At 65.7% G+C, this 20727-nt stretch carries 20 protein-coding genes, 3 pseudogenes and 1 other annotated feature; of the genes and pseudogenes, 5 read left to right on the top strand and 18 right to left on the bottom strand.

Annotated elements, in window-relative coordinates; all coding sequences use genetic code 11:
- Positions 1-134: 134 nt before the first annotated feature.
- Positions 135-752 (top strand): recombinase family protein, encoded by a 618-nt coding sequence (locus IEX49_RS16080; protein WP_188807197.1) that lies wholly within the window; start codon positions 135-137, stop codon positions 750-752.
- Between the two features lie 141 nt (positions 753-893).
- Here the strand turns inward: IEX49_RS16080 and IEX49_RS16075 are convergent, their stop codons facing one another.
- On the bottom strand, positions 894-1502 hold the full coding sequence (locus tag IEX49_RS16075; RefSeq protein ID WP_188807195.1) for a hypothetical protein: 609 nt from the start codon (positions 1500-1502) through the stop codon (positions 894-896).
- A gap of 375 nt (positions 1503-1877) precedes the next feature.
- On the bottom strand, positions 1878-2054 hold the full coding sequence (locus tag IEX49_RS16070; protein WP_159554336.1) for an excalibur calcium-binding domain-containing protein: 177 nt from the start codon (positions 2052-2054) through the stop codon (positions 1878-1880).
- 534 nt (positions 2055-2588) lie between these two features.
- Here IEX49_RS16070 and IEX49_RS16065 point away from each other — a divergent pair.
- Positions 2589-2846, top strand: a complete 258-nt coding sequence (locus tag IEX49_RS16065) for a hypothetical protein (RefSeq protein WP_159554332.1) — start codon at positions 2589-2591, stop codon at positions 2844-2846.
- A 27-nt stretch (positions 2847-2873) separates the two neighbouring features.
- Here IEX49_RS16065 and IEX49_RS16060 read toward each other — a convergent pair whose 3' ends face one another.
- The 4 genes and pseudogenes from IEX49_RS16060 to IEX49_RS16045 form a co-directional block, all read right to left on the bottom strand.
- Positions 2874-3122, bottom strand: a complete 249-nt coding sequence (locus IEX49_RS16060; protein WP_188807193.1) for a hypothetical protein — start codon at positions 3120-3122, stop codon at positions 2874-2876.
- Between the two features lie 105 nt (positions 3123-3227).
- Positions 3228-3464 (bottom strand): annotated as a pseudogene (locus IEX49_RS16055) (integrase core domain-containing protein); the annotation flags it as partial.
- A 16-nt stretch (positions 3465-3480) separates the two neighbouring features.
- Positions 3481-4551: an IS110 family RNA-guided transposase gene (locus tag IEX49_RS16050; RefSeq protein ID WP_159555556.1), complete on the bottom strand. Its 1071-nt coding sequence runs from the start codon at positions 4549-4551 to the stop codon at positions 3481-3483.
- Between the two features lie 256 nt (positions 4552-4807).
- Positions 4808-5853, bottom strand: a pseudogene (locus IEX49_RS16045) (IS3 family transposase); the annotation flags it as partial.
- Positions 5405-5554: a sequence feature (AL1L pseudoknot), on the bottom strand. (Overlaps the previous pseudogene by 150 nt.)
- 587 nt (positions 5854-6440) lie before the next feature.
- On the opposite strand from IEX49_RS16045, the pseudogene IEX49_RS17170 reads away from it, so the two are divergent.
- Together IEX49_RS17170 and IEX49_RS17165 are read left to right on the top strand one after the other, a co-directional pair.
- A pseudogene (locus IEX49_RS17170) lies at positions 6441-6815 on the top strand (DUF1016 N-terminal domain-containing protein); the annotation flags it as partial.
- Positions 6795-7403: a PDDEXK nuclease domain-containing protein gene (locus IEX49_RS17165; RefSeq protein ID WP_236558212.1), complete on the top strand. Its 609-nt coding sequence runs from the start codon at positions 6795-6797 to the stop codon at positions 7401-7403. The pseudogene IEX49_RS17170 and the gene IEX49_RS17165, both read left to right, overlap by 21 nt.
- A 173-nt stretch (positions 7404-7576) precedes the next feature.
- On the opposite strand, the gene IEX49_RS16035 is transcribed toward IEX49_RS17165, so the two are convergent.
- From IEX49_RS16035 to IEX49_RS15995, 9 genes are all read right to left on the bottom strand, one after another.
- Positions 7577-8092 (bottom strand): hypothetical protein, encoded by a 516-nt coding sequence (locus tag IEX49_RS16035; RefSeq protein WP_159555355.1) that lies wholly within the window; start codon positions 8090-8092, stop codon positions 7577-7579.
- A gap of 172 nt (positions 8093-8264) precedes the next feature.
- Positions 8265-9233: a DUF4192 family protein gene (locus tag IEX49_RS16030; protein WP_159555357.1), complete on the bottom strand. Its 969-nt coding sequence runs from the start codon at positions 9231-9233 to the stop codon at positions 8265-8267.
- A 502-nt stretch (positions 9234-9735) separates the two neighbouring features.
- Entirely contained in the window at positions 9736-10671 is a 936-nt protein-coding gene (locus IEX49_RS16025; RefSeq protein ID WP_159555359.1) for a cation diffusion facilitator family transporter, read from the bottom strand.
- Positions 10671-11048, bottom strand: a complete 378-nt coding sequence (locus tag IEX49_RS16020; protein WP_159555361.1) for an ArsR/SmtB family transcription factor — start codon at positions 11046-11048, stop codon at positions 10671-10673. The genes IEX49_RS16025 and IEX49_RS16020 overlap by 1 nt, the downstream gene beginning before the upstream one ends.
- A 151-nt stretch (positions 11049-11199) precedes the next feature.
- Positions 11200-13218, bottom strand: coding sequence for a bifunctional copper resistance protein CopD/cytochrome c oxidase assembly protein (locus IEX49_RS16015; RefSeq protein ID WP_229672826.1), 2019 nt, complete (start codon positions 13216-13218; stop codon positions 11200-11202).
- Complete coding sequence (locus IEX49_RS16010; protein WP_229672824.1) at positions 13215-13847, bottom strand: copper resistance CopC family protein; 633 nt, start codon at positions 13845-13847, stop codon at positions 13215-13217. Before IEX49_RS16010 ends, IEX49_RS16015 begins: the two co-directional genes overlap by 4 nt.
- Positions 13848-13968: 121 nt before the next feature.
- Positions 13969-14943: a cytochrome c oxidase assembly protein gene (locus IEX49_RS16005; RefSeq protein ID WP_159555363.1), complete on the bottom strand. Its 975-nt coding sequence runs from the start codon at positions 14941-14943 to the stop codon at positions 13969-13971.
- Positions 14944-15018: 75 nt separating this feature from the next.
- Positions 15019-15771 carry a metal-dependent transcriptional regulator gene (locus IEX49_RS16000; protein ID WP_229672823.1) on the bottom strand — a complete coding sequence of 251 codons (753 nt, stop codon included), beginning with the start codon at positions 15769-15771 and terminating at the stop codon, positions 15019-15021.
- Complete coding sequence (locus IEX49_RS15995) at positions 15771-17036, bottom strand: Nramp family divalent metal transporter (protein WP_159555365.1); 1266 nt, start codon at positions 17034-17036, stop codon at positions 15771-15773. Before IEX49_RS15995 ends, IEX49_RS16000 begins: the two co-directional genes overlap by 1 nt.
- A 186-nt stretch (positions 17037-17222) precedes the next feature.
- Here IEX49_RS15995 and IEX49_RS15990 point away from each other — a divergent pair, with 186 nt between their 5' ends.
- Complete coding sequence (locus tag IEX49_RS15990; protein WP_159555367.1) at positions 17223-17633, top strand: four-helix bundle copper-binding protein; 411 nt, start codon at positions 17223-17225, stop codon at positions 17631-17633.
- A gap of 55 nt (positions 17634-17688) precedes the next feature.
- Here the strand turns inward: IEX49_RS15990 and IEX49_RS15985 are convergent, their stop codons facing one another.
- From IEX49_RS15985 to IEX49_RS15975, 3 genes are all read right to left on the bottom strand, one after another.
- Positions 17689-18417: a ZIP family metal transporter gene (locus IEX49_RS15985; RefSeq protein ID WP_159555369.1), complete on the bottom strand. Its 729-nt coding sequence runs from the start codon at positions 18415-18417 to the stop codon at positions 17689-17691.
- Positions 18418-19054: 637 nt separating this feature from the next.
- Positions 19055-19555 (bottom strand): signal peptidase II, encoded by a 501-nt coding sequence (locus IEX49_RS15980; RefSeq protein WP_159555371.1) that lies wholly within the window; start codon positions 19553-19555, stop codon positions 19055-19057.
- A gap of 154 nt (positions 19556-19709) precedes the next feature.
- On the bottom strand, positions 19710-20727 hold a 1018-nt coding region (locus IEX49_RS15975), incomplete at its 5' end, for a heavy metal translocating P-type ATPase (protein ID WP_188807191.1).

The raw sequence follows: 20727 nt of genomic DNA, 5'->3' as shown, positions 1-20727 counted from the left end.
TCACATTGATCGTCTACGCCACCGTCTGCGAGACGTAGAATAGATGACGGGTTATGTGACAACTTTGCAATACTTCGCGAGTTGCGAGTCGTCTGTCACGTAAACGATCGAATAAATGACATCGGAGGTATGGCGTGCTGGTCGGGTACATGCGGGTGTCGAAAGCTGACGGATCCCAGGCCACCGACCTGCAGCGCGATGCCCTGCTTGAAGCCGGGGTGGAGCCCGAGGCACTGTATGAGGACAAGGCATCCGGCAAAAGTGACGACCGCCCCCACCTGGCCGCCTGCCTGAAGGCACTGCGGGACGGGGACACCCTGCTGGTGTGGAAGCTCGACCGGCTCGGCCGGGACCTGCGCCACCTGGTCAACATCGTCCACGATCTCACCGAGCGCGGTGTGGGCCTGAAGGTGCTCACCGGCCAGGGCGCGGCCATCGACACCACCACCGCCTCGGGCAAGCTCGTGTTCGGCATCTTCGCCGCCCTGGCCGAGTTCGAACGCGAGCTGATCTCCGAACGCACCAAGGCCGGCCTGGCCTCGGCCCGCGCTCGAGGTCGCAAGGGCGGCAGGCCCTACAAGATGACCCCCGCCAAGATCCGCCTGGCCATGGCGTCGATGGGGAAGAAGGACACCAACGTCAGCGCGCTGTGCAAGGAACTGGGCATCACCCGCCAGACGCTTTACCGTCACGTCTCGCCCACCGGGGAACTCCGCGAGGCCGGCAACAAGGTGCTGACCCAGCGCCGATGACCACCGCGGAGTCCTGACGGGAGGCCTGTCTATGGGTGCCCCGTATGGCGCACCGTTGTGGGACGAGCCACCGGGCGGGTCTTGCGGGACGCTCGATCACGTGCCCATCGACTGGTCTGATGTTCTACCGGTGGGGATTCCTCATATGAGACGGCGAGGACGCGAGTCGACTTGAATCGACTCGCCGCTAGAGCGCAGCGCCATCCGCGACGCTCTCGTGAAGTTGTCGCGCGCCGCCCGAGCACGCTCGACGGCGTCAGCTACAACATCGAATGCTTGATAGCTCTCCAGTCCGCCGACAACATCCCACAGCGCCTCGTGCAGGGCGTGGGCAGAGCTGACTTCTTCTACCGTGCCGACGAGAGCAATCTCGGCGGCCACCTCTTCCAGCACGTCGAGACGCTCGAACGCTTCCTCGACCGCCTCGACGAGAATGGCGCGTGTGACCCGGTCGAATACTCCGGGAATGCCTTGCTCGGGCGTTAGCAGGATGGTGGTGTGGGCAGGCATGCGCACCGGTCGATTATCTCGATCAAGCTGCGCAGCAGCGGACCACATGTCCCGTTCGAGGCTCAACGACCCGGCTAGAAGCCGGGTGTTGACGCGGAGGGAATCGGCCAGCCACCGAGATTGATTCTCCGCGACACGTCGCTGTTTCTCAGCCCTGCCCGCCAATAGCTGGCTCAAAAGCGCTCCAGCAAGTGTTCCAGCGACACCGACGGAAGCGACCAGCAGCTGCATATCGTCCATCGAATAATCGTGCAACGTTGGACCAATTGAACCGCGGAGACCCGCTGGAGCATCCCCCTACGGAACACCTCCGACGTCACCATGGCGATCCGTGAAGGCCACTTCTGATATCAGTGCCGTCGACTTCTGAAACTGACACCGCCACAATGGAGCCACGCGTCACTCCCAAAAACTCCAAGAGGCACCCTTTGATGCGGCCAACCTGACTGATACCCGTTATTCAGGAATTTCACGGGCTGAGAACTCGCGGATGACGGGATGGGCTGAAGCGGGAATCGCTGCGGTGCCGGGACTCCCGTCTATCGATCGTTTATCGCGAATCATTTAGATGGTGGGTTGGGCTTGAATCGAATCGCGACCCTTCCTGGGCGGTCACTACTCGCAGCCGACTCCATCACCAATGCCATCCAGATGGGGCGCATACCCAAGCGAATCGGCGTGGACCGGGGCCGCGCCAGCCTCACGGGCAGCTGTGCAGTTCTCGAACGGACTGAACGGCTCGGGCGGTGACGTTGATGAGGCTGGTGAGCTGGCCGGGGACCTCGGGGTCATGCTGGGCCCTTTTGCTCATGCGCTGCGCCGGCGGACTTGTCCGTCAGGCCTTGAGATCCAGCTCACTTACTGGAAATATCCAGATAACCACCAGGTGGTTACTCTCACTCGCAAACAAACACAGCCTGGGACTCATTACGCACCTTGGAGAGACAAGAATGACACCCCTTCGCAAAGCGCTTATTCCTCTATTCACCATCCTCGCGCTACTTTTCTGGGCACCGCCCGCTACTGCGGCCGTCAAGTCCGCGTCCGGCTCCCTGACCTGCCCCTCGACCAATCAGAGAATCATCGTGACCGGATACATGACAACCCCCGGCACCATTAGCCTGACGTTGAACGGCCTTCCGCAGGACACGCAGTACAGCACAGGGAACTACTACCTCAAGACTGCGCCAGGGAAGTACAAAGGCAACTGGAAAATATCGACGCCAAATGGAAATATCGCCACCGTCTCGGATTATTGCAGCGATGCGGGCCCCATGCTTCGAGATACTCCGTAGTCCATTGACACCGCACAAAGAGGGATGCGCCATGGCGGAACAATACAAACGCGTCACTTTACAGATACCCTCTGATGACGTCGAAAACTCCATAACTCCCGAAGCGTACATGCGTAGGTTTTGGCAAATCCTTGATGCCTTGAATATACCTGCCACTCTTGATGGCACACATGTACGCTACGGCGACATGAGCGAAGCTGAAGGCGAACTCACTGCAGAAATCCTGAAAGTCGTTGATGCGCGATTCCCGATAGTTGAGTGCAACGACCAAGGCGTGACTGGATCTTAACAGTGAGATGCTGGCAATCAATGGGGTCTATAGCGCGGCCAGGATGATCCGGGCTTCCTCTTCGGCAGCCCCGTTGATGCCGTATTTGATTTCGATCCAGCGGACGACGTAGTCCCCGAGTTCGCTGGCCCTGGCGTTGTAGCCGGCTTGGTAGCCACGCAGTACAGCTTTCAGTTCTCCGGTGTCGAATGTGCGGCATGCCTCGAGTGCGAGCTGGCCAACGTGTCGAGGCGGAAAGCAAGGTAGATACCATGGCTGATCAAAGCCCAGCAACACCTAGTGGATCGCTGAGAACATCTTGGTGGCAGTCATGGTTGTGGGCACCGCTCGTGTGGGTCGCAGCGAACCTGTGAATCGCCCTGGGTCTGATGGAGACTCGTTCTATTGGATTCCGACCAAGGTCTGGTCGGTCCGCTTCGTAGCGTAGAACGTTTCCTCGAACTCTGTTGGCGGCACGTCATTCAGGTAGCCGTGCAGGCGGGTCTGGTTGTGCCAGTGGACCCAGCTGAGGGTGGCGAGCTCGACGTCCTCGACGGTCTTCCACGGGCGCCCTTCGCGGGCGGGCCCGCGGATCAGTTCGGCCTTGTAGTAGCCATTCACGGTCTCGGCCAGGGCGTTGATGCTCCTATAGTTGTCAACTCGCGATTTCGCCCGTTCTTGGGTCGGTTTTGACGAGGTGGTAGACCTCTCGAATCACGTAGCGTTTCAGGCAGCGGATGATGTCGCGTTTGCTTTTGCCCTCGGCTGTGCGGCGGGTGACGTAGGCGATTGTTGGCTCGTGGAATCTCATCCTGACGATCACGGTTCTGTAGATCGCGGCATTGAGTTGACGGTGCCCGCCGTGATTGATGCGGTGCTTCCCGCTGGTCATCCCGGAACCTGCCGGCACGGGGCTGATCCCGGCGAGCTTCGCGAATGCGGCTTCGCTGCGGATCCGTTCAGGATTGTCCCCGGCGACGATGAGGATCTCTGCGGCGGTATCGACGCCGATGCCGAACTCGTCCAGCAGGTGCGGGGCGCGTTGGGCGACGAGTTGCTCGATCTGCGCTTCAAGGTCTTTGATCTCCTCGTTCAAGGCAATCCAGCGTCTGGCGATCGATCGGAGTGCGTGCCGGTTCGCGTCCTCTGGCGTCTCTAATCCGCGTGGGCGGAGCGCGGCGCAGTGACGGGCGATCATCTTCTGCGTTTTCCGTGCCGTCTCGCGCCGTAGCTCTTCGTCCGAGTGGACGAGCAGCGCCTTGAGCGTCACCATCGCCCCGGTGCGGTCTTTCACCGCGGTATCGTGGGCGACTTTCAGCTGCCGGATCATCTCCACCACCCCGTCAGCGGTCTTCGGGACCGCAGTCGCGAACCCGGCAAGTACTGCCCTGGCGGCGTTCTCCGCGTCGAGCGTGTCGGACTTCCCGTTCAGCCGGCGCAGCCGCCGATCGGGCCGGGAGACCTCGACGACCTTGTGTCCGTTCCGGCGGACGAACGAGGTCAGCCCGGCACCATAGGAGCCGGTGCCTTCGATTCCGAACGCGATGATCTTCCCGAATGACGACGCCCACTCGAGCAACTGCTTGAACCCCGCAGTGTCGGTCGCGATCGTGAGGGTCGCCAGGACCCCGCCGATCGAGTCCATCACCGCGGCGACATGAATGTGCTTGTGGGTATCGACGCCGATCACGACGTGCCCGGAACGGGCGGGCTCGATCTGTTCCATGGGGTGCTGTCTCCTTCACCGGTTAGCGTGGTCTCACGCTGTCGCCGGCGGGTGGACAGGACTGTCATGGGGACGCTTTGACGAGGCTCCAGGCTCCTATCAGGTCACGCCCGATCCGGCGGCAGCGGTACTGCGCCCGGCCGGAGGCTCGACAGATCAACGCCAAGGCACCCTACGGGCCAATCGTAAGCAAGGGTCAGAACACTCCGGCCAGGACTACCTCATCCTTGCGGGACGCGGCAGAAACAGACTGACAATCGTAGCTGTCGCCGACGGTGCCGATCGAGGGCACCGCCCCGATCTCGGCCAGCCGCTCCCCGTAGCGAATCGATGTGAATTGCGATCCTGCATCGCTATGGCAGCGCAAGCCGGTCAGTGTGGTGCCGCGGGACCAGCGGGCCATCTCGATTGCATCCAGGACCATGGAGGTCCGCATGTGCGAGGCGACCCGCCAGCCGACAATCGCGCGCGAGCAGGCGTCGATGATGAAGCACACGTAGGCGACGCCGGCCCAGGTCGGCACATAGGTCAGGTCGGTGACCCACAGCTGGTTTGGCGTCTCGGCGGTGAACTGTCGGCCCACCAGGTCAGGGTGACGGGGCGCTTCAGGATCCGGGCGGGTGGTCCGTACCCTCTTGGTTCGTCGCACTCCTTCGATTCCCTCGGCACTCATGAGACGGGCCACCTGGTCCCGTCCGATCTGGTGGCCGGCGCGCTGGGCGGCCTTCCAGATCTTCCGAGCCCCGTAGACCCGGTAGTTCTCCTCCCACAGCTGCCGCACGATCGGGGCCATCACCGCATCCCGTTTCGATCGCACGGAGGGTGCACGGGACTTCGCGGAGTAGTACGTGCTCGGAGCCACCTGCACTCCTGCTTGGCGCAGGGCGGTGCAGATGGGCTCGACTCCGAGCTTGTGGCCATCGAAGAACTCGTGCCGGTTGGCGTCGATGAAGGCGACTATCTCTTGTGTTGGCGGTCGAGCTCCGCCCCGAAGAAAGAAGCAGCCCTCTTGAGAATTTCGTTGGCGCGGCGCAACTCGCGATTCTCCTGCTCCAAAGCCAGCATTCTCGCGGCCTCATCGGTGGTGACGCCCGGAGTGTGGCCGTCATCGACGTCGGCCTGCTTGACCCAGGTCCGCACCGACTCCGTCCCGTAACCGAGCTGTTCAGCCACCCGCTTCACGGTGCCCTGAGTGGTACCCAGCTCAGCGCGCAGGGTACGGACCATGCGTACCGCCGCGGCCTTCTCCTCCGCGCTGTACCGACGCGTGGTCGGCTGATCCTGCGAGATGTCCTTCGGCATAACCCCATCCTCGTTTCCAAGGTCAGGAGTCTCCAAGAAACCCAGGGCGATTCACTGATGTTCGGGCTGGTGAGTTATGTTCCGTTGGGGATGGCCTATCTCGCCCTGCTTCACTATTTCGGTCCTATCGGTTATCGCCAGTTGGATTCCCCGGGTCTGGGGTTGAGTATCGGCGCAGCATGGCTGCTGATTCTTGTGCCCGTCTTCATGTGGGTCAATCTGATGTTGGCCCGGCGCCTACCTCTCCCCCGATGGGTCACGTGGACTGGGGCGAGTATCTTTCTTCTCGGTCCATTTGCGTTCGAGCTTTTGCTCTCCTGACCATCTTCTGTCTGGTGCTGACCATTGGAGGACTGTAGCGGCCGTTCTTTCGAGAGGGATCGCCACAGTCCTCTAGTGGGCGGCAGCGGTCCAGGTTGTTGACTGTTCGTGGCGTTCCAAATGTTGATCGCACTACGCGGGAGCTCAACGGTTAGGCACTGGCCTTCGTCGATAGGATGCGGTCCGTGACTGATCCCGCTGAGCTCGCCCTGCCCGATGATTACCCGGCCTTTCTAGCCTGGCTGAAGTAGCACGTCCGGGGCGCCCGTCTACAAACTTTGCGTCGGGTCAACACGGACCTGCTCGGGCTCTACTGGAGGATCGGGCGGGACAGCCTGACCCGGCAACAACACCAGGGCTGGGGTAGCGGGGTCATTGGCCGGTTGGCCCAGGATCTGCGGGCTGAGTTCCCCCAGATGACGGGTTTCTCCCGCAGCAACCTGTTCTACATGCGGGCTTTCGCCGCGGCGTGGCCGGACTGGGACCCAAATGTCCCACAGCCTGTGGGACATTTGCCGTGGGGCCACGTCCGCGTCCTGCTGGATAAGCTCGATGCCGTGTCGGCGCGGGACCGTTATGCTGCCGCGGCCGTGGAGCATGGGTGGTCGCGGAATGTGTTGATGAACATGATCATGAACCGGTCCCTGGAGCGTTCCGGCACCGCCCCGTCGAACTTCGGCACCCATCTGGCGGCCCCGGATTCCGAGTTGGCGCAGCAGGTCGCCAAGGACCCGTATTCCTTTGAGTTCTTGGGCTTGTCCGGAGCTGTTGCAGAGCGTGATCTGGAGCAGGCCCTGATGGACCGGATCGCCGAGACGTTGTGGGAGCTGGGGCACGGCTTCGCTTTCGTGGGGCGTCAGGTGCACCTCGAGGTGGACGGAGATGACTTCTACATCGACCTGTTGTTCTTCCACGTCGAGCAGCTGCGTTGCTTCGTCATCGAGCTCAAGACTGGCAAGTTCCAACCGGAGTATGCCGGCAAGCTGAACTTCTACGTCGCCCTGGTTGATGACCTGCTCAAGCGCGAGGCTCACGCGCCCACGGTGGGGATCCTGATTTGCGGCAGCAAGAACGACCACACCGTCCGATACGCCTTGGGTCGGTCAACGTCACCACTGGCGGTTTCCGCCTACACCTACGATCAACTGCCGGCGGCCGACCGGAATCTGGTCCCTGCGGAGGACCAGCTCATCGCCGCTCTGGACGCGTTACCTGACGAGGAATCCTAGGCCCCGGCTTCGAGGAACTCCGGGGGCGCTCCCCCGTGGTGGCTGCTGTGTCTTGCAAGGAGTGGCCGCAGTGTCACCGGGTCTATCGCATGGCCGGCCCCGGGCGACGAAACCCGGGGCCGGTGGTGGCCCTTGTGGGGCCGGTACCCGTGGAGGGGTACGGAGGGTTGAGTTTAGTTCGTGTGGTGGCGGGTATCCCATGGTGGGGCGGTGTGCCGCTCGGCGGTAAATAGATCCACCCGTGTCGCGGCGGCGGGTGACGTTCCCTCGAGCATGGCCGTTAGGTGCGCCTCGACTTGGCTCCCGGTTGCGCTCGGGTCTGGAGCGAGACTCCAGTACCCGATGGGCTTGGCGTTGGGGTCGGTGATCGTCACGGCGTGACCGTTACTGTCAGTCCACGCGATCCAGTCTGGTAGGGCGGTGATCGCCAAGGGGCCAGCCACTATCGCGAGGTTGATGAGCCCGAGGGGAACGGCCGCCCAGGGTTGGTCGTGGGCGGCGGCGTAGCCGGCGGCCAAGAGAGTTGCGATCGTTGCTTCCAGGCGTAGCGCTAGGCCGGTGCGTGCCCGTGCCCCGGAGGGGCGTCGGGCCTCGCGCAGTTCGGCACGGTAGATCGTGATGGCCGCCAGGGGCAGCTCGCTGACGCGGGCGGCGGCCATGCCTGCCATGGTGTGGGGGGTGGCGCTCATGGGGGCTCCTGGTGTGGGTGGCGCTTGGCAGGGAGTCCCGCCGGGAGGGCGGGGGGTCCCTGCTAGTGCTCCTGCTGTTGGGCTGTTCCCAGCGTAGGCAGGTTCCCGGTGGTCGCGCCCGGGGACGGGGTCATCCTGTGGATAACCCCGCCCCCGGGTTACCGGGTTGGGATCACTGGGGCCGGTTCGTGGACCATGCCCGGTCTCGGTCGCGGGCGACCGGGGCCAGCTTTCCGGCGTTCGTCAGGTGGGAGATCAGTCGGGCGAACGTGTTGTCTGCGTCGGATTCGCAGGCTCGATCTGCGGTTCGTCCGGCGGCGGTGCCGCGTCCCTGCATCCAGTAGATGTGTGCCAGCAGGGCCAACAGGTGTGCGGCCTCAACGGTGTCGGCGTGCGTGACCAGCAGGCGCAGGGCGGCCTCTCCGGCTTCGACCTTCCCCCATACCACCGGCTCGCCCGGGTCGCCGGTGAAGATCGCTTCCCACCCGGGCCCGTCTCCGGCCCCGTAGGTGTCTGCGTGCAGGCGGTCCCGGGACTCGTAGAGGCTGAACGCGGCCCGCAAGGTGCGGATCTGGGCGGGGGTCGGCTCGGCTCCGGCCAGGACGGTAGCCCACAGGCCCCGGACTTCGGTCATGGCTTCCGCATGGTCCGTGCGCACCAGCCGGGCCCGCTCGGTCAGTGCGGGCTCTGCCGCCAACCCTGCAGGGGTGGGCAACTCGGGGATCTGGTCGCGTTCGTCCCGGTTGTAGGCGGTTTCCAGGCCGATCGCGGTCTGTCCGGGGTTCCATTCCCCCTCGGTCCCGTGGAACGCGGTGTAGTGGTTGCCAGCCACGTGGATCGTTTCGTGGATTGGCAGGCCGCGCTTGGTCATGGCCTCGGCCACGGCCTGGACCACGGCCGGGTCCGCGTCGAACCCGATAAACAGCGCGCCATCTGCGAGGGCGTGAGACAGGTTCTCGATGATCGAGTCCGCCACGGTCTGCGCCGGAACGTCAGTGCCGGGGGCATCGGTGCGGAGCACCGGGCCCAAGGCGTTGTCCTGCATCGGCAGCACGACCAGCGAATGGGTGGGCCGTAGGCCGAGAACTCCGGCGGCGTAGTCGAGAACATCAGCGATGGTGGTAGCGGTAAAGGTGGTCATTTCTTCCTCCACGGATAGGTGAAGGGGGTCGCGGTGCCAGCCCCGCGCTTCGTCGTTCCCCCGTATTTTTTTGCCTGCTGGCGAAACGCAGTGAGCTGCCCCGGACGGAGCCGGCATCAACCCGTAGGGCGGTGGAGGAGGAAAGTTCCGGGAGGAAAGAAGCGACCGAGGAACGAGGGAGCGCCGACCGGAAGTTTCCGGGGGAACCGGCCCCGACGCAGGAGGGGCTTGTGCCGGTGGAGCCGGGGCGCATCATCCGAAGGACAGCAGCAAAAAACGAAGAAGATCCGGCCCGTCAGGGCCGGCGTCCTGGTCGACGCCGTTCCGGCGGACCAGGACAAAACAGCCGGCCGCTTGCGGCCGCCCGCCTGTGGTGTTCCGAGCAGGCGAGGAACCCCACCGGCCTTGACTCGGATTCGCCTGTCGCGGACGTCAGCGTCGGACTATTATCGACTGCTTATTGTCGCGTCGGTGAGAACCCCGTGGGGGTAATTATTTCGTTTCAGGCATGTTGGACTGCGCCCGATTCCCGTCCTCGCAGCTCGGCGGTCTCGAGCTGGATGGTGGCGTGGTCGAAAGAGACTGGGAAGTGTTCCCGCAAACAGGCCTGCATCGTTTCCAGGACCTGCGGGGCATGTCCGGATTCGAAACACCGGTCATCGACGACGACGTGGGCAGTGATGACTGGCTGGCCGGTGCCGATCATTGAAGCGTGCAGATCGTGGACCTCGCGGACGTGGTCCAGTTCCAGGATGTGGGTCCGAACCTCGTCCAGGTCCACCCCCTTGGGGGTGAACTCCATGAGCACCCGCACGGTCTCTCGCAGAAGCATGAAGGCGCGGGGAACGATCAGGGCGGCGATGAACAGGGCAGCGATGGTGTCGGCCTGTTGGAATCCGGTGGTGTTGATGACGATGGCAGCGATGATCACCCCCAACGACCCAAGGGCGTCGTTGAAGACCTCTAGGAACGCGGCGCGCATGTTGAAGTTCGCACCCCGGCTGGTTGCCAGCACCGCGATGGCGGCGATGTTGGCGACTAGCCCAACGATGCCGAAGACCAGCAGTTCGGTGCCGGGCACCTCCTGGGGTTCGAAGAGCCGGCGGATGCCTTCGACGGCGGCATAGGTGCCAACCACGAGCAGCAAAGCTGCCTGACCGAGAGCGGCGACGACCTCGATCCGGGCGAATCCCCATGTCCGGTTGCTGTTCGCTGGGCGCAGCATCATGGTCGCGGCGATGACGGCCACCAGCAGCCCGGAGGCGTCGCCCACGGCATGGGCGGTGTCGGTCAGGAGGGCCAGGCTGCCGGTGACCACGCTGCCGACGGCCTGGGCCACCACGATGACCGCAGTCAGGCCGAAAGCGACGAGCAGCCGGCGGCGCATCCCCCGGTCGGCTCGCTGCGGCACCTGGCCATGATTGTGTCCGGCGCCCATCAGCCCTCCCCGGCGGCCAGTTCATCGTGATCGTGATGGTCGCGCAGCGATAGTGCGACACCTGAGGCGCTGAGCAGCTCGTCCGCAATCGCCATGAGTTCGGCCAGCCGGCCCGGATCGGCCAGGCGGAACCACGAGGACCGCCCCTCTGCGCGTACCGTGACCAACCCGCAGTCCCGCAGGCAGGCCAGGTGCTTACTCACCGTGGACTGAGCCAGATGCATGTGGTCCACGAGGTCCCGCACCCGGTGCTCACCGGTGGCCAGGTGCTCCAACAGTGCCAGACGGGTCGGCTCAGACAGGGCGTGGAACAACGCCGCATAGGCACCACGGTCCTTCAAGCCCGCAGACTCGGCATGCAGAGGATAAATCGTCATACGACGATGATATCCCCGTACGGCGTTACTTGGAATCGTCGTGCCGAACCGACAGACCTCTGGGGCTTTCGGATGCTGGTCCCATGGAAGAACCGGGAAGGCCACCTCTCGCTGTAATGGTGATGCAGGACCGGTATGCACCCGGGTCGCTTCAAGAGGTCGAGCTGGGTGCGCTTTCATGGCGTGGGGCCCGATACAGGATCAATGCGGTCAGCAGGAAAGCCATCGGGGCGAACCCAGCCACCAGCACCGAGATTCCGGCCAGTTGCTGGTCCAGGGTGACCGGTGGCCCCCACGTGCGTGCCATGTTGACGAACCAGTCGGGCTCCAGCACCGGGAGGACTCCGGCGGCCAGCACGATGGCCCAGAGCAACAGCGCACCGGCCAGGATCGCTGCGGTGCGGATCTGAGCGGTTCGCGGTATCGGACGCCCGCTGGAGGGTGCGATCACCGAGGTCATGAAGCAGAATCCCACGGCGAGGAAGTACAGGTTCGCGACTTGGTGGACGATCCAGTATTCCAGCACCAGGCGGAAGAGTGGGGTGTAGTAGACCAGCCCGAGCGAGGCAGCCAGCACGACGGCATTGAGGGCCGGGTATGACAGCGCTGGGCGTACGACGTCCACCCATTCGCGGGCGCCCCGGATGCCGTCGGTGCGACGGGCGACCGTGCGGGCCATCAGCTGCAGGGGCGCACCGAGGACCAGCAGCAGCGGGACGAGAACGGCCAGGGCCAGCAGCATGAGGGAGTGGGCGCTGAAGAGGACCATGCCGTAGATGGTTGGTGCCGAGCAGGTGACGTAGAGCAGCACGGCCAGTCCCGTCATCCAGCTGGCGGTTCGTTGCCACGGCCAGACCTGGGCCTTGCGCACGCCGAGGAGGTAGACGGCGGCAGCGACGGCAACGAAGGCCACCCAGAGCCAGTCCCAGCGCCACTCGGTGAGCCACCGGTCCCAGCTCAGTTCGGGGGGCAGCAGGTAGCCGGTGAGGACCTCGGCCGGGGTGATCGCCGGTTCGATCTCCTGGGGCACCGGTGGTGCGGTCCGGCCCAGGGCCGCGGTCACTCCGATGATGCTGGCCATGATGCCCAGCTCGACGATGACCAGTCGCCAGGCCGTCCGGCCGGCCGAGACGGTCTCGAGCCGTCCGATGGCCCATCGGCGGTGGGCTAGGCCGATGGCTCCCAGCAGCAGGGTCGCGGCGGCTTTGATCAGGATCAGTTGGCCGTACCGGGTAAACAGCCCCTCCCAGTCCCCCAGGCGCAACACGGAGTTGACCACCCCGGAGGCGAAGACGAGGAAGAACGCCACACCTGCCAGCGTCGAGAAGCGTTCCAACACCGTCCTGGCCAGCGGGACACCACCGGAGGTGTTGGCCCCGGCCTGGGAACCGGTCAATGCCGGGACCACGACCACGAGGGCGGCCACGCCACCCACCCAGACCAGGACGCCGAGCCAGTGCACAACCAGGGCGCCGACGCCGGCAAAGTGGTCGTCGCTGCCGGCTGCGTGCCCGACCAGGGAGATCGGGATGGCCGTGGATAGGGCGAGAAAGGTGGTGGCGACCAAGGCGACTGGAGACCGGACCAGAAAGGTCAGGGTACAGACGGTGAAGGCGATCGCTACGACGGTGGCCCAAGCCTGGCCGACGAGCAGGTCGGTGCCGAAGTAGACCAGCTCGCGGGCGAACGCCTCGCTGCCGGACACCGGCTGCCCGGAGAGATTGGCATAGGTCAGCACGAAGACGGCCACCGCAGAAAATACCCAGACAATCGAGACGGCGGAGGCAGTGGCCATGGCGCGGGTGAAGGCTGGATGGGGATCCTGCCGCTGTTCTCGGTCACCGGCAGCGCCTGCTGCCCGGTCACGCCAGGGCGGCAGGAGGGCGACCGCGAAGAGTAGGCAGCCGGCCACCACTGCGACCGCGAGATGATGGACGGTCAGAACGATCGGCAGGGCCCACCGGGCGAAGGCGCCCGGGTCCAGGGTCTCGCGTTCGGCGACGGCCCCGGAAAACGCGGCGCTGGCGGCGACGACGGCCGTGGCGAGGACAAAGGCCGCCACCAGCCAGATCCAGGCCCGTCCCGATCGGCGTTGCTGGGCTGCGGATTCCGGATGATCAGCGCTCGACGGTTGACCCATGGAAACCCCGGCCGGCGTGTCGGTAGTCATTCACTGGACCCCGGGCCGTCCGTTCGACCTCGACGGGCCAGGACAGTCACGACGACGACCGCCAGAGCGAGAAGCAGCACGCCCAGCGCAATGACGAAGCCGATCGGGAAGCCCGGTCCGGCATCCTCGGAGGCCGGTGCCGCCGTGTCGGTCATCGGGGCCGTCGTGGGCTCGGTTGTGGTGGCGGCAGGCGGCGACTGGCTCGAGGCCGGCGTGCTGGGGGTTGAGGATGGGTCGGCGGCGGCCCCGGCCGCAGTGAAGCTGAACGTGCCTTCGATCGGGTGGGAGTCCGAGGACACCACACGCCAGGTCACGGTGTACTCACCGGCGGGGGTGTCGGGCTTGAGTGCCTGAGAAGCCGTATTGCCGGAGATCTCCACTTCCCCGGCAGCCCAGTTCTCGCCCTGGTCGTCCTCGACCAGGATCTGTGAGCCCAGAGACAGCGGGGTATCGGTGAAGACGATGTCGATGGCCTCCGGGACCGTCTCCAGATTCTGCCCGTCGTCAGGATTCGTTCCCGTCACAGCATCATGAGCCGAGGCCGGGGAAAGGGGGGCCAGCAGGACCAGCATCAGCACTGCCAGGAAGGCCAGGATGGGGCCAAGTGGCCGCACGGCCTGTCGTCGCAACAACTTCTACCTCCTGTAGAAAACGCCCTTAGCGTACCAACGGATCGCGCCAGAGTCGGAAAGCATGAGCGATCACGAGTCGAAGGGCGGGCCGGCGGATAGTCCAGGCCGGAGAAGGGCTTTACCGCGATGGGCCCGGAGGTGTTCCGGCGGCGAGTTGTTCGAGGTAGGCGTTGTACGCATCAAGCTCCGGGGTGCCGTTGAGGTCGGCTTCGGCATCGGCACGGCGGGCTTGGCGGGTGTCCGCGCGGAACCACTGGTGGGCGATGAAGACCAGGATCAGCACGGTGGGCAGTTCGCCGTAGGCCCAGGCCAGGCCACCGGCGATCTGCTGGTCCTCCATCGGATCGAGGCCCCAGCTGGCCGGGGGCGTGGCGAAGAACTCCACGATCGGGGTGGTGGCCATCATCAGGACCACCCCGAAGAAGGCGTGCAGCGGCATCTCGATGGCCACATCGAACATGCGGCCGCCAAAGCCCTGCCTGGCTGGCAAGGGGTCGCTGGATAGCAGCGGGATGGTGAACAGGACCCCCGAGGCCAAGAACAGCAGTTCCAGGCCCGTGTGGCCGTACCAGGTGGGCAATAGTCGGTCGTCCAGCCCACTGAGGTAGATCCCGTAGTACGTGATCAGGAACAGCGGGATGGTGAATCCCGGGTGAAGGGCGATCCGGCCCAGCCGGGAGCGCAGGCCGGCTTGGGCCAGTCGCAGCACCGCCCTGCCAGGTCCGCGGTGAGGGGTGGCCCGCAGTAACAGGGTGCCCGGGCTGCCCAACACCAATAGCGGGGGGATGGCGATCATCAAGGTCAGTTGTTGGAAGATGAACACGGAGAACATCTTCAGCCCGTAGCCTTCGACTCCGGCGCCCATGGTCACCGCGATAACCGCGCACCCCAGCAAGAAGCACAGGGTCCTCCACACCGGCCACCGACGTCTGGCGCTCCAGAGCCGCAGCGCCCCGGCCAGATACAGCAAGCCCAGCACCACGGCGATGGCGGGGATCAGCGGGATCGGCTGCAAGGTGGGAGCGAGGAAGTTCTCCAGGCTGGGGGGCTCCGTCGGGATCCAGACCGGTCCGTCCATGCCGGCCTCATCCATGGTTGCAGGGAGCCTTGGCTGTCATCGGCCTAGTCTTCCACGCCCGGGAGCGGGACCCCGTAATCCGGGTTCCGCCTAGATGGACGCAGGTCCTCGAAGACCTGCGGATGCCGCCGGGCTGACCCAGATCGCTTTGGTTTCCTCCGGGGCCAGGACCAGCGGGGCTTGGTCGTTGCCCGGGAGGCTGATGGTCAGTTCACCGGCCTCACGCTCACCCACCCGGACCGTCTGGCCAGGCCGCAGGCCGTGGCCGCTGAAGCGATTCAGGCGGGCGGGATCGGCATCCGAGACCCTCGCGATGCGGTAGATGTCGGGGGCGGCGTCGGCCAGGCGGATGGCGTGGGCCGGTCGGTGGGTGTGGCCCTCCACGGTCGGGATGGGGTCTCCGTGCGGGTCGCGGTCGGGGTGGCCGAGCAGGGCGTCGATACGTTCGATGAGCGTTTGGGAGGCGGCGTGTTCGAGCCGATCGGCCTCGTCGTGGACCTGGTCCCAGGAGTAGGCCAGGGTGGTGACCAGGAAAGTCTCGAGAAGCCGGTGGCGGCGGACCATGGCCACGGCGTAGTCCCGTCCGGCTGCGGTGAGGTTGACCGGTTTGTACGGGCGGTACTCCACCAGCCCCTGGGCGGCCAGACGTTTGACGGTGTCGGCGACGTTCGGGGCCGTGGTGCCGAGGCGGGAGGCCAGGGCGGTGGTGGTGATGGGCGGGTCTCCCCATTCGGTGGCCGACCAAATGACCTTGAGGTAGTCCTGGGCCACGGGGGTGAGCTCGCTCGGGTCCATACCGGCCACGCTACCCAACCCCGGGGTCTCAGCCTTGCCGGTGGTCATCAGCCTTGGCCGGTGGCCATTAGCCCGATCAGGGCCAGATTCAGTGCCACGATCAGGCCCACGACCACCCAGGCCGCCACTTGCAACGGCGCCCGATTGGTGAAGGACCCCATCACCGTGTGGTTGCCGGTCAGGGCGACCAGGGGGATCAGGGCGAAGGGGATGCCCAGGCTCAGCACCACCTGGGAAAGCACGAGCGCCCACGTCGGCTCCACCCCGGCGGCAATGACCGCCAGCGCCGGAATCAGGGTGATGGCCCGGCGGGCTGCCTGCGGGATGTTCCGGTGCAGCAGCCCGGCCATGATGGTCGAGCCGGCGTAGCAGCCCACCGAGGTCGAGGCCAGCCCGGAGGCCAGCAGCCCCAGGCCGAAGGCGATACCGACCACCGGGCCCAGCGCGGTGGTGATCGCTGCATGGGCGCCCTCGATGCTGTCGGTGCCGGGAACCCCGGCCAGGTTGCCAGCGGCCAGCAGCAGCATGGCGATATTCACGGACCCGGCCACCAGCAGGGACAGCACCACATCCCAGCGGGTCGCGGTCAGCAGCCGCGGCAGCGCCGCGGTGGGGAGCGGGCTGCCGTGCCGGTCCCGGGCCAGGGACGAATGTGCGTAGATCGCGTGCGGCATGACCGTGGCCCCGAGCATGCTGGCGGCCAGCAGCACGGTCTGGACGCCTTCGAAGCGCGGCACGATCCCGGCCACCGCCGCACCCCAGGAGACCGGGCCGAAGAACAGGCCGGCGACGAAGCCGAGGGTCACGATCACCAGCAGGCCGATCACGACGAACTCGAAGGGCCGCTGGCCGTGCCGGGACTGGATGACCAGCAACAGCATCGAGACCACCCCGATGATCAGTCCGCCTAGAAGCAGGGGGATCCCGAAGAGGATGTGCAGGGCGATCGCCCCGCCCAGCACCTCGGCCAGGTCGGTGGCCGCGGCCACGGCCTCGGCCTGCACCCAGTAGGCCAGCCGCCTGCCCCGTGGCAGCCGCTTGCCCAGCAGCTCGGGCAGCGAGGACCCGGTGACCAGCCCGAGCTTGGCCGAGAGGTACTGCACCAGCACGGCCATCAGGTTCGCGGCCACCAGCACCCACACCAGCAGGTACCCGTACTGGGCCCCCGCGGTGAGGTTGGCCGCCACATTGCCCGGGTCCACGTAGGCCACCGCCGCCACGAAGGCCGGCCCCAACAGCCAGGGCACCGGCTGGCGCCGGACCCAGCACTGCCCGGCCGCCGCTTCTGAGACGGTCTCGGCCCTTGTCGTCATCCTCGATGGTGCCCGCATGAAAGTTAAGCTACACGAACTTTCGCCGAGGGAGATTGGCTGAGCAATGGCCGACGTGGCCGCGGGTGAGGTCTTCATCCGGCCGGCGCCAACGACCTACGGTCGGTGACAGGGTCGGCCCGAGCCGACCGGCGCCCCATAACAGCTCCACCGAGGAAGGGGAACGTCATGACCGACCGTGTGCAGCAGATGCTGGAGGCCTACCCGAAGGAGGTGGGCAGCATCGACCGGCAGAAACTGGCCGAGTGCATCGCCGCCTGCCTCGAATGCGCCCAGACCTGCACGGCCTGCGCGGATGCCTGCCTGGCCGAGGACACCGTCGCCGAGTTGAGAGAGTGCATCCGCAAGAACCTGGACTGCGCCGACATTTGTGCCGCCACCGGGGCGGTACTGTCCCGCCAGACCGGCACCAACATCGAGACCACCCGGGCGCTGCTGGAGGCCTGCCGGAGCGCCTGCAAGACCTGCGGGGACGACTGTGCTTCCCACGCCCAGATGCACGAACACTGCGGGATCTGCGCCGAGGCCTGCCGGCGGTGCGAACACACCTGCGCGGAGCTGCTCACAGCCATGGGCTGAACCGGCACCAACCACGGCCGGCAAAGTGTCTGGCCGCCGTCCCGCTGTTGCGGGCCTAGGTGTAGGCGGAGATGGCCGCGAAGAGGGCGAAACCGCCAGTGAGGGCGATAGGTTCCCATTTGCTGGTGGGGTGTTCGTGGGCTTCGGTGATCATTTCCTCGACCACCACGCTGGTCAGAGCCCCGCCAGTCAGGGCCAGTACGGCCAGGGTGAAGATCTCCGGGGCCTGGCGCAGGGCGAAATAGCCCAGAGTGGCCCCCATCAGGATGGGGGCCGCGAAGGCGGCCGCCATGAGGATGCGGGTGCGGCGGCGGATGCCGGCCCGTCGCAAGGTGGCGATCGCCGCGAAGCCCTCGGGCACGTCGGCCGGGACCTGGCCGATGGCCAGCAGCAGGCCCAGAGAGGGGTTCAGGACGGTTGCGGTGCCGATCATCACCCCGTCGCTGAACAGGTCAAGGGACACCCCGGTGAAGATCGCCAGCGGCCCGCTGACCTCGCCACCGGCGCCGAGGCGTTTCCGAATCGAGCCAATGAGCCACTCGATGCCCACGAACAGGGCTCCGCCGCCAATGAAGGCCAGGATCGGCACCCATGGGTCCGAGGCGGTCAGCGCCTCGGGCATCAGCTCGAGCCCGACCACGGCCATCACGATGCCCGCGGCCAGGTGCAGGGACAGGGACAGAGCCCGTCCGGAGACCGTGAGCAGCTCGGCGGTCAGTCCGCCGAGGAAGTTGCCGGCCGCCGGCAGTGCGGCCAGGGCCAGAACGAGGACGAAACCCTCCATATTTGCCGCCTTCTCGTGGTGGACACATCAACTCATCCCGGTCTCGGCCCGTACTCGGCCCTAATAGGGCCCTCGCGTGCCGTGGCCGTTTTCACCGCTCCGGTGCGAACGGTTCGAGCCGGGCTGGGCTGATACCAGATCAGAGGTCGGATGCTTCAACGGCCGAGGGCAACGCGGCCATGGCCGTCACGGGTTGTGATGCGGTTGACGTTGAAATCGGCCCCAACCAGGAGCTCCGGGTCTGACTCGGGATATCGCGGTGACCGCCAGCTGGGCTTACGCCGCGCTCACGGGGTCCTGAGATCCTTCCGCGATGTGCGCTATTCGCCCCGTGCTTCTCTGAGATGCGCGACCGGCACACCCCGGCAACAACAAGCCGGATGGCGATTGCAAGCGCGCACGATTTCGCCCCGTTTGACCATGCATCCACAATCAGCACATGACATCTCCATGAGGTCAGGCTATCGAACGGCATCGCGACCTCGAAGAGACAGTCATATGCCGCAGGCAGCCACCGCGAAGATCTTGGTCGCCGTGTGCAAGACAGCGCTGCATCCCTGTGGTCCCGTCCGGCATCGACGGGCTGCTCCGTAGGGCTTGCCGTCCGACGCAGGCGGCGCAGGTGTCCTGGTGGCAGCTACTGCGGGGCTTCTGCGGTGTCGCGGTCGTGCTCCGTGGTGGCCAAGATGAGCACGGCCACCACCCCGCCGACGATGAAGATGTCCGCTATGTTGCCGATGAACCAGTCTCCATAGGCGATGAAGTCCACGATATGCCCCTGCCCGACCGAGGGTGGGCGCAGGAGCCGGTCACCCAGGTGGGAGACCGCCGCGCCACCGAGGCACCCAATCACAATGGCCCAGGACAGAGTTCGGACCCGAAGGGTGAACCAGATCGCCACCCCGACGGCCACAGCCGAGATGATGGTGAAGATCCAGGTCGCGTCAGTGCCGAGCGAGAAGGCCGCGCCAGGGTTATAGATCAACTGGAGCCCGAGCAGATCTCCTAGGATCGGAACTCGCTCACCCAGGGAAAGGGCGTGCTCCGCCCACCACTTGGTCGACTGGTCCAGGACCGCTACGCCGACCCCGATCCCGACAGTCAGGAGCACGAGGGGATACCTGCGTCGGTCTTTCATTCGTTACCTTTCGTGGTGCGCCCGTTTCCCGGCGCAGGGTGAATCGGCTGAACCCCCGCGCGACGCGTGAAGACATTGAAAGGAACTGGAGGGCGCTGGCAGGGAGGCCTTCACCGTGTCTGCGGAGTCTCTGTCCGGCAGGCACAGCGAAGGTTCATCCCACGGTGGCGGGCTGAGCCTGCCGGTCGGTAAGGGGCTCCAGGGTGGAGCGTCGTCCGGTGGCAGCGCGAAGGCCGTTAAGGATGACGATGACCTCGGCGACCTCGTGGACCAACACGACGGCGGCCAATCCAAGGACGCCGGTGATGGCCAGCGGCACCAGGACGGCGATGATCAACAGTGACAGGACGATGTTCTGGTTGATGATTCGACGGCCGCGGCGGGCGTGCGCCAGAGCCTGGGGAATCAGACGCAGATCATGGCCAGTGAAGGCGACATCGGCAGACTCGATAGCCGCATCCGAACCGGAGGCGCCCATGGCGATGCCGACATCGGCGGCGGCCAGGGCCGGGGCATCGTTGATGCCGTCGCCGATCATCGCGGTCGGCCCGGCACCGGAGAGCTGATTGACGGCGGCCGCCTTGTCCTCGGGGCGCAGCTCTGCGCGCACATCCTCGATGCCGGCCTGAGCAGCGATCGCCTGAGCGGTGCGGGTGTTGTCGCCGGTGAGCATCGTCAGCCCGATGCCCTGGCCGGCCAGGGTGGTCACGACATCCGGGACCTCGGGGCGCAGCTCGTCGCGGACACCGATCGCTCCGGCCGGCGACCCGTCGCGGTGGACGATAACGACGGTCATGCCCTGCCCCTCCATGCTCTGGACGTCTTGAGCGAGGGGACCGGGGCTGAGCCATCGGGGGCTGCCGACGGTGACCGTGGCGCCATCGAGACGGCCGGTGATGCCGTGCCCGGCGGTCTCAGTGATGTCGGCGGCCGCAGGCGTGGTGGGAGCAGCTGCGGTGATCGCGGCGGCCAGCGGGTGGGTGCTATGCCGTTCCAGGGCGGCAGCCCAGCTCAGCACGTCCTGCTCAGAGACCTCATCGATGGTGAGGATTGCGGTGACGGTGGGCTGATTGCGGGTCAGGGTGCCGGTCTTGTCCACGGCGAGGTGGCGGACCCCGCCGAGGCGTTCGAAGGCCGCCCCGGACTTGATGACGACCCCGAACCGGCTGGCC

This window comes from Citricoccus zhacaiensis (genome assembly GCF_014645315.1).
GTDB lineage: Bacteria > Actinomycetota > Actinomycetes > Actinomycetales > Micrococcaceae > Citricoccus > Citricoccus zhacaiensis.
Note: the sequence above shows the minus strand (reverse complement) of the source record. Positions and strands in the feature narration are given on the sequence as shown.

Coding starts and splice junctions, on each gene's coding strand:
- IEX49_RS15980 (WP_159555371.1), bottom strand. CDS start 19,555: ATGAAAGACCGACGCAGGTATCCCCTCGTGCTCCTGACTGTCGGGATC.
- IEX49_RS16030 (WP_159555357.1), bottom strand. CDS start 9,233: ATGACCACCTTTACCGCTACCACCATCGCTGATGTTCTCGACTACGCC.
- IEX49_RS16020 (WP_159555361.1), bottom strand. CDS start 11,048: ATGACGATTTATCCTCTGCATGCCGAGTCTGCGGGCTTGAAGGACCGT.
- IEX49_RS16005 (WP_159555363.1), bottom strand. CDS start 14,943: ATGGATGAGGCCGGCATGGACGGACCGGTCTGGATCCCGACGGAGCCC.
- IEX49_RS16015 (WP_229672826.1), bottom strand. CDS start 13,218: ATGACTACCGACACGCCGGCCGGGGTTTCCATGGGTCAACCGTCGAGC.
- IEX49_RS16035 (WP_159555355.1), bottom strand. CDS start 8,092: ATGAGCGCCACCCCCCACACCATGGCAGGCATGGCCGCCGCCCGCGTC.
- IEX49_RS15985 (WP_159555369.1), bottom strand. CDS start 18,417: ATGGAGGGTTTCGTCCTCGTTCTGGCCCTGGCCGCACTGCCGGCGGCC.
- IEX49_RS16000 (WP_229672823.1), bottom strand. CDS start 15,771: ATGACCACCGGCAAGGCTGAGACCCCGGGGTTGGGTAGCGTGGCCGGT.
- IEX49_RS17165 (WP_236558212.1), top strand. CDS start 6,795: ATGAACATGATCATGAACCGGTCCCTGGAGCGTTCCGGCACCGCCCCG.
- IEX49_RS16075 (WP_188807195.1), bottom strand. CDS start 1,502: ATGGACGATATGCAGCTGCTGGTCGCTTCCGTCGGTGTCGCTGGAACA.
- IEX49_RS15995 (WP_159555365.1), bottom strand. CDS start 17,036: ATGACGACAAGGGCCGAGACCGTCTCAGAAGCGGCGGCCGGGCAGTGC.
- IEX49_RS16070 (WP_159554336.1), bottom strand. CDS start 2,054: ATGACCCCGAGGTCCCCGGCCAGCTCACCAGCCTCATCAACGTCACCG.
- IEX49_RS16050 (WP_159555556.1), bottom strand. CDS start 4,551: ATGGAACAGATCGAGCCCGCCCGTTCCGGGCACGTCGTGATCGGCGTC.
- IEX49_RS16025 (WP_159555359.1), bottom strand. CDS start 10,671: ATGGGCGCCGGACACAATCATGGCCAGGTGCCGCAGCGAGCCGACCGG.
- IEX49_RS16065 (WP_159554332.1), top strand. CDS start 2,589: ATGGCGGAACAATACAAACGCGTCACTTTACAGATACCCTCTGATGAC.
- IEX49_RS15990 (WP_159555367.1), top strand. CDS start 17,223: ATGACCGACCGTGTGCAGCAGATGCTGGAGGCCTACCCGAAGGAGGTG.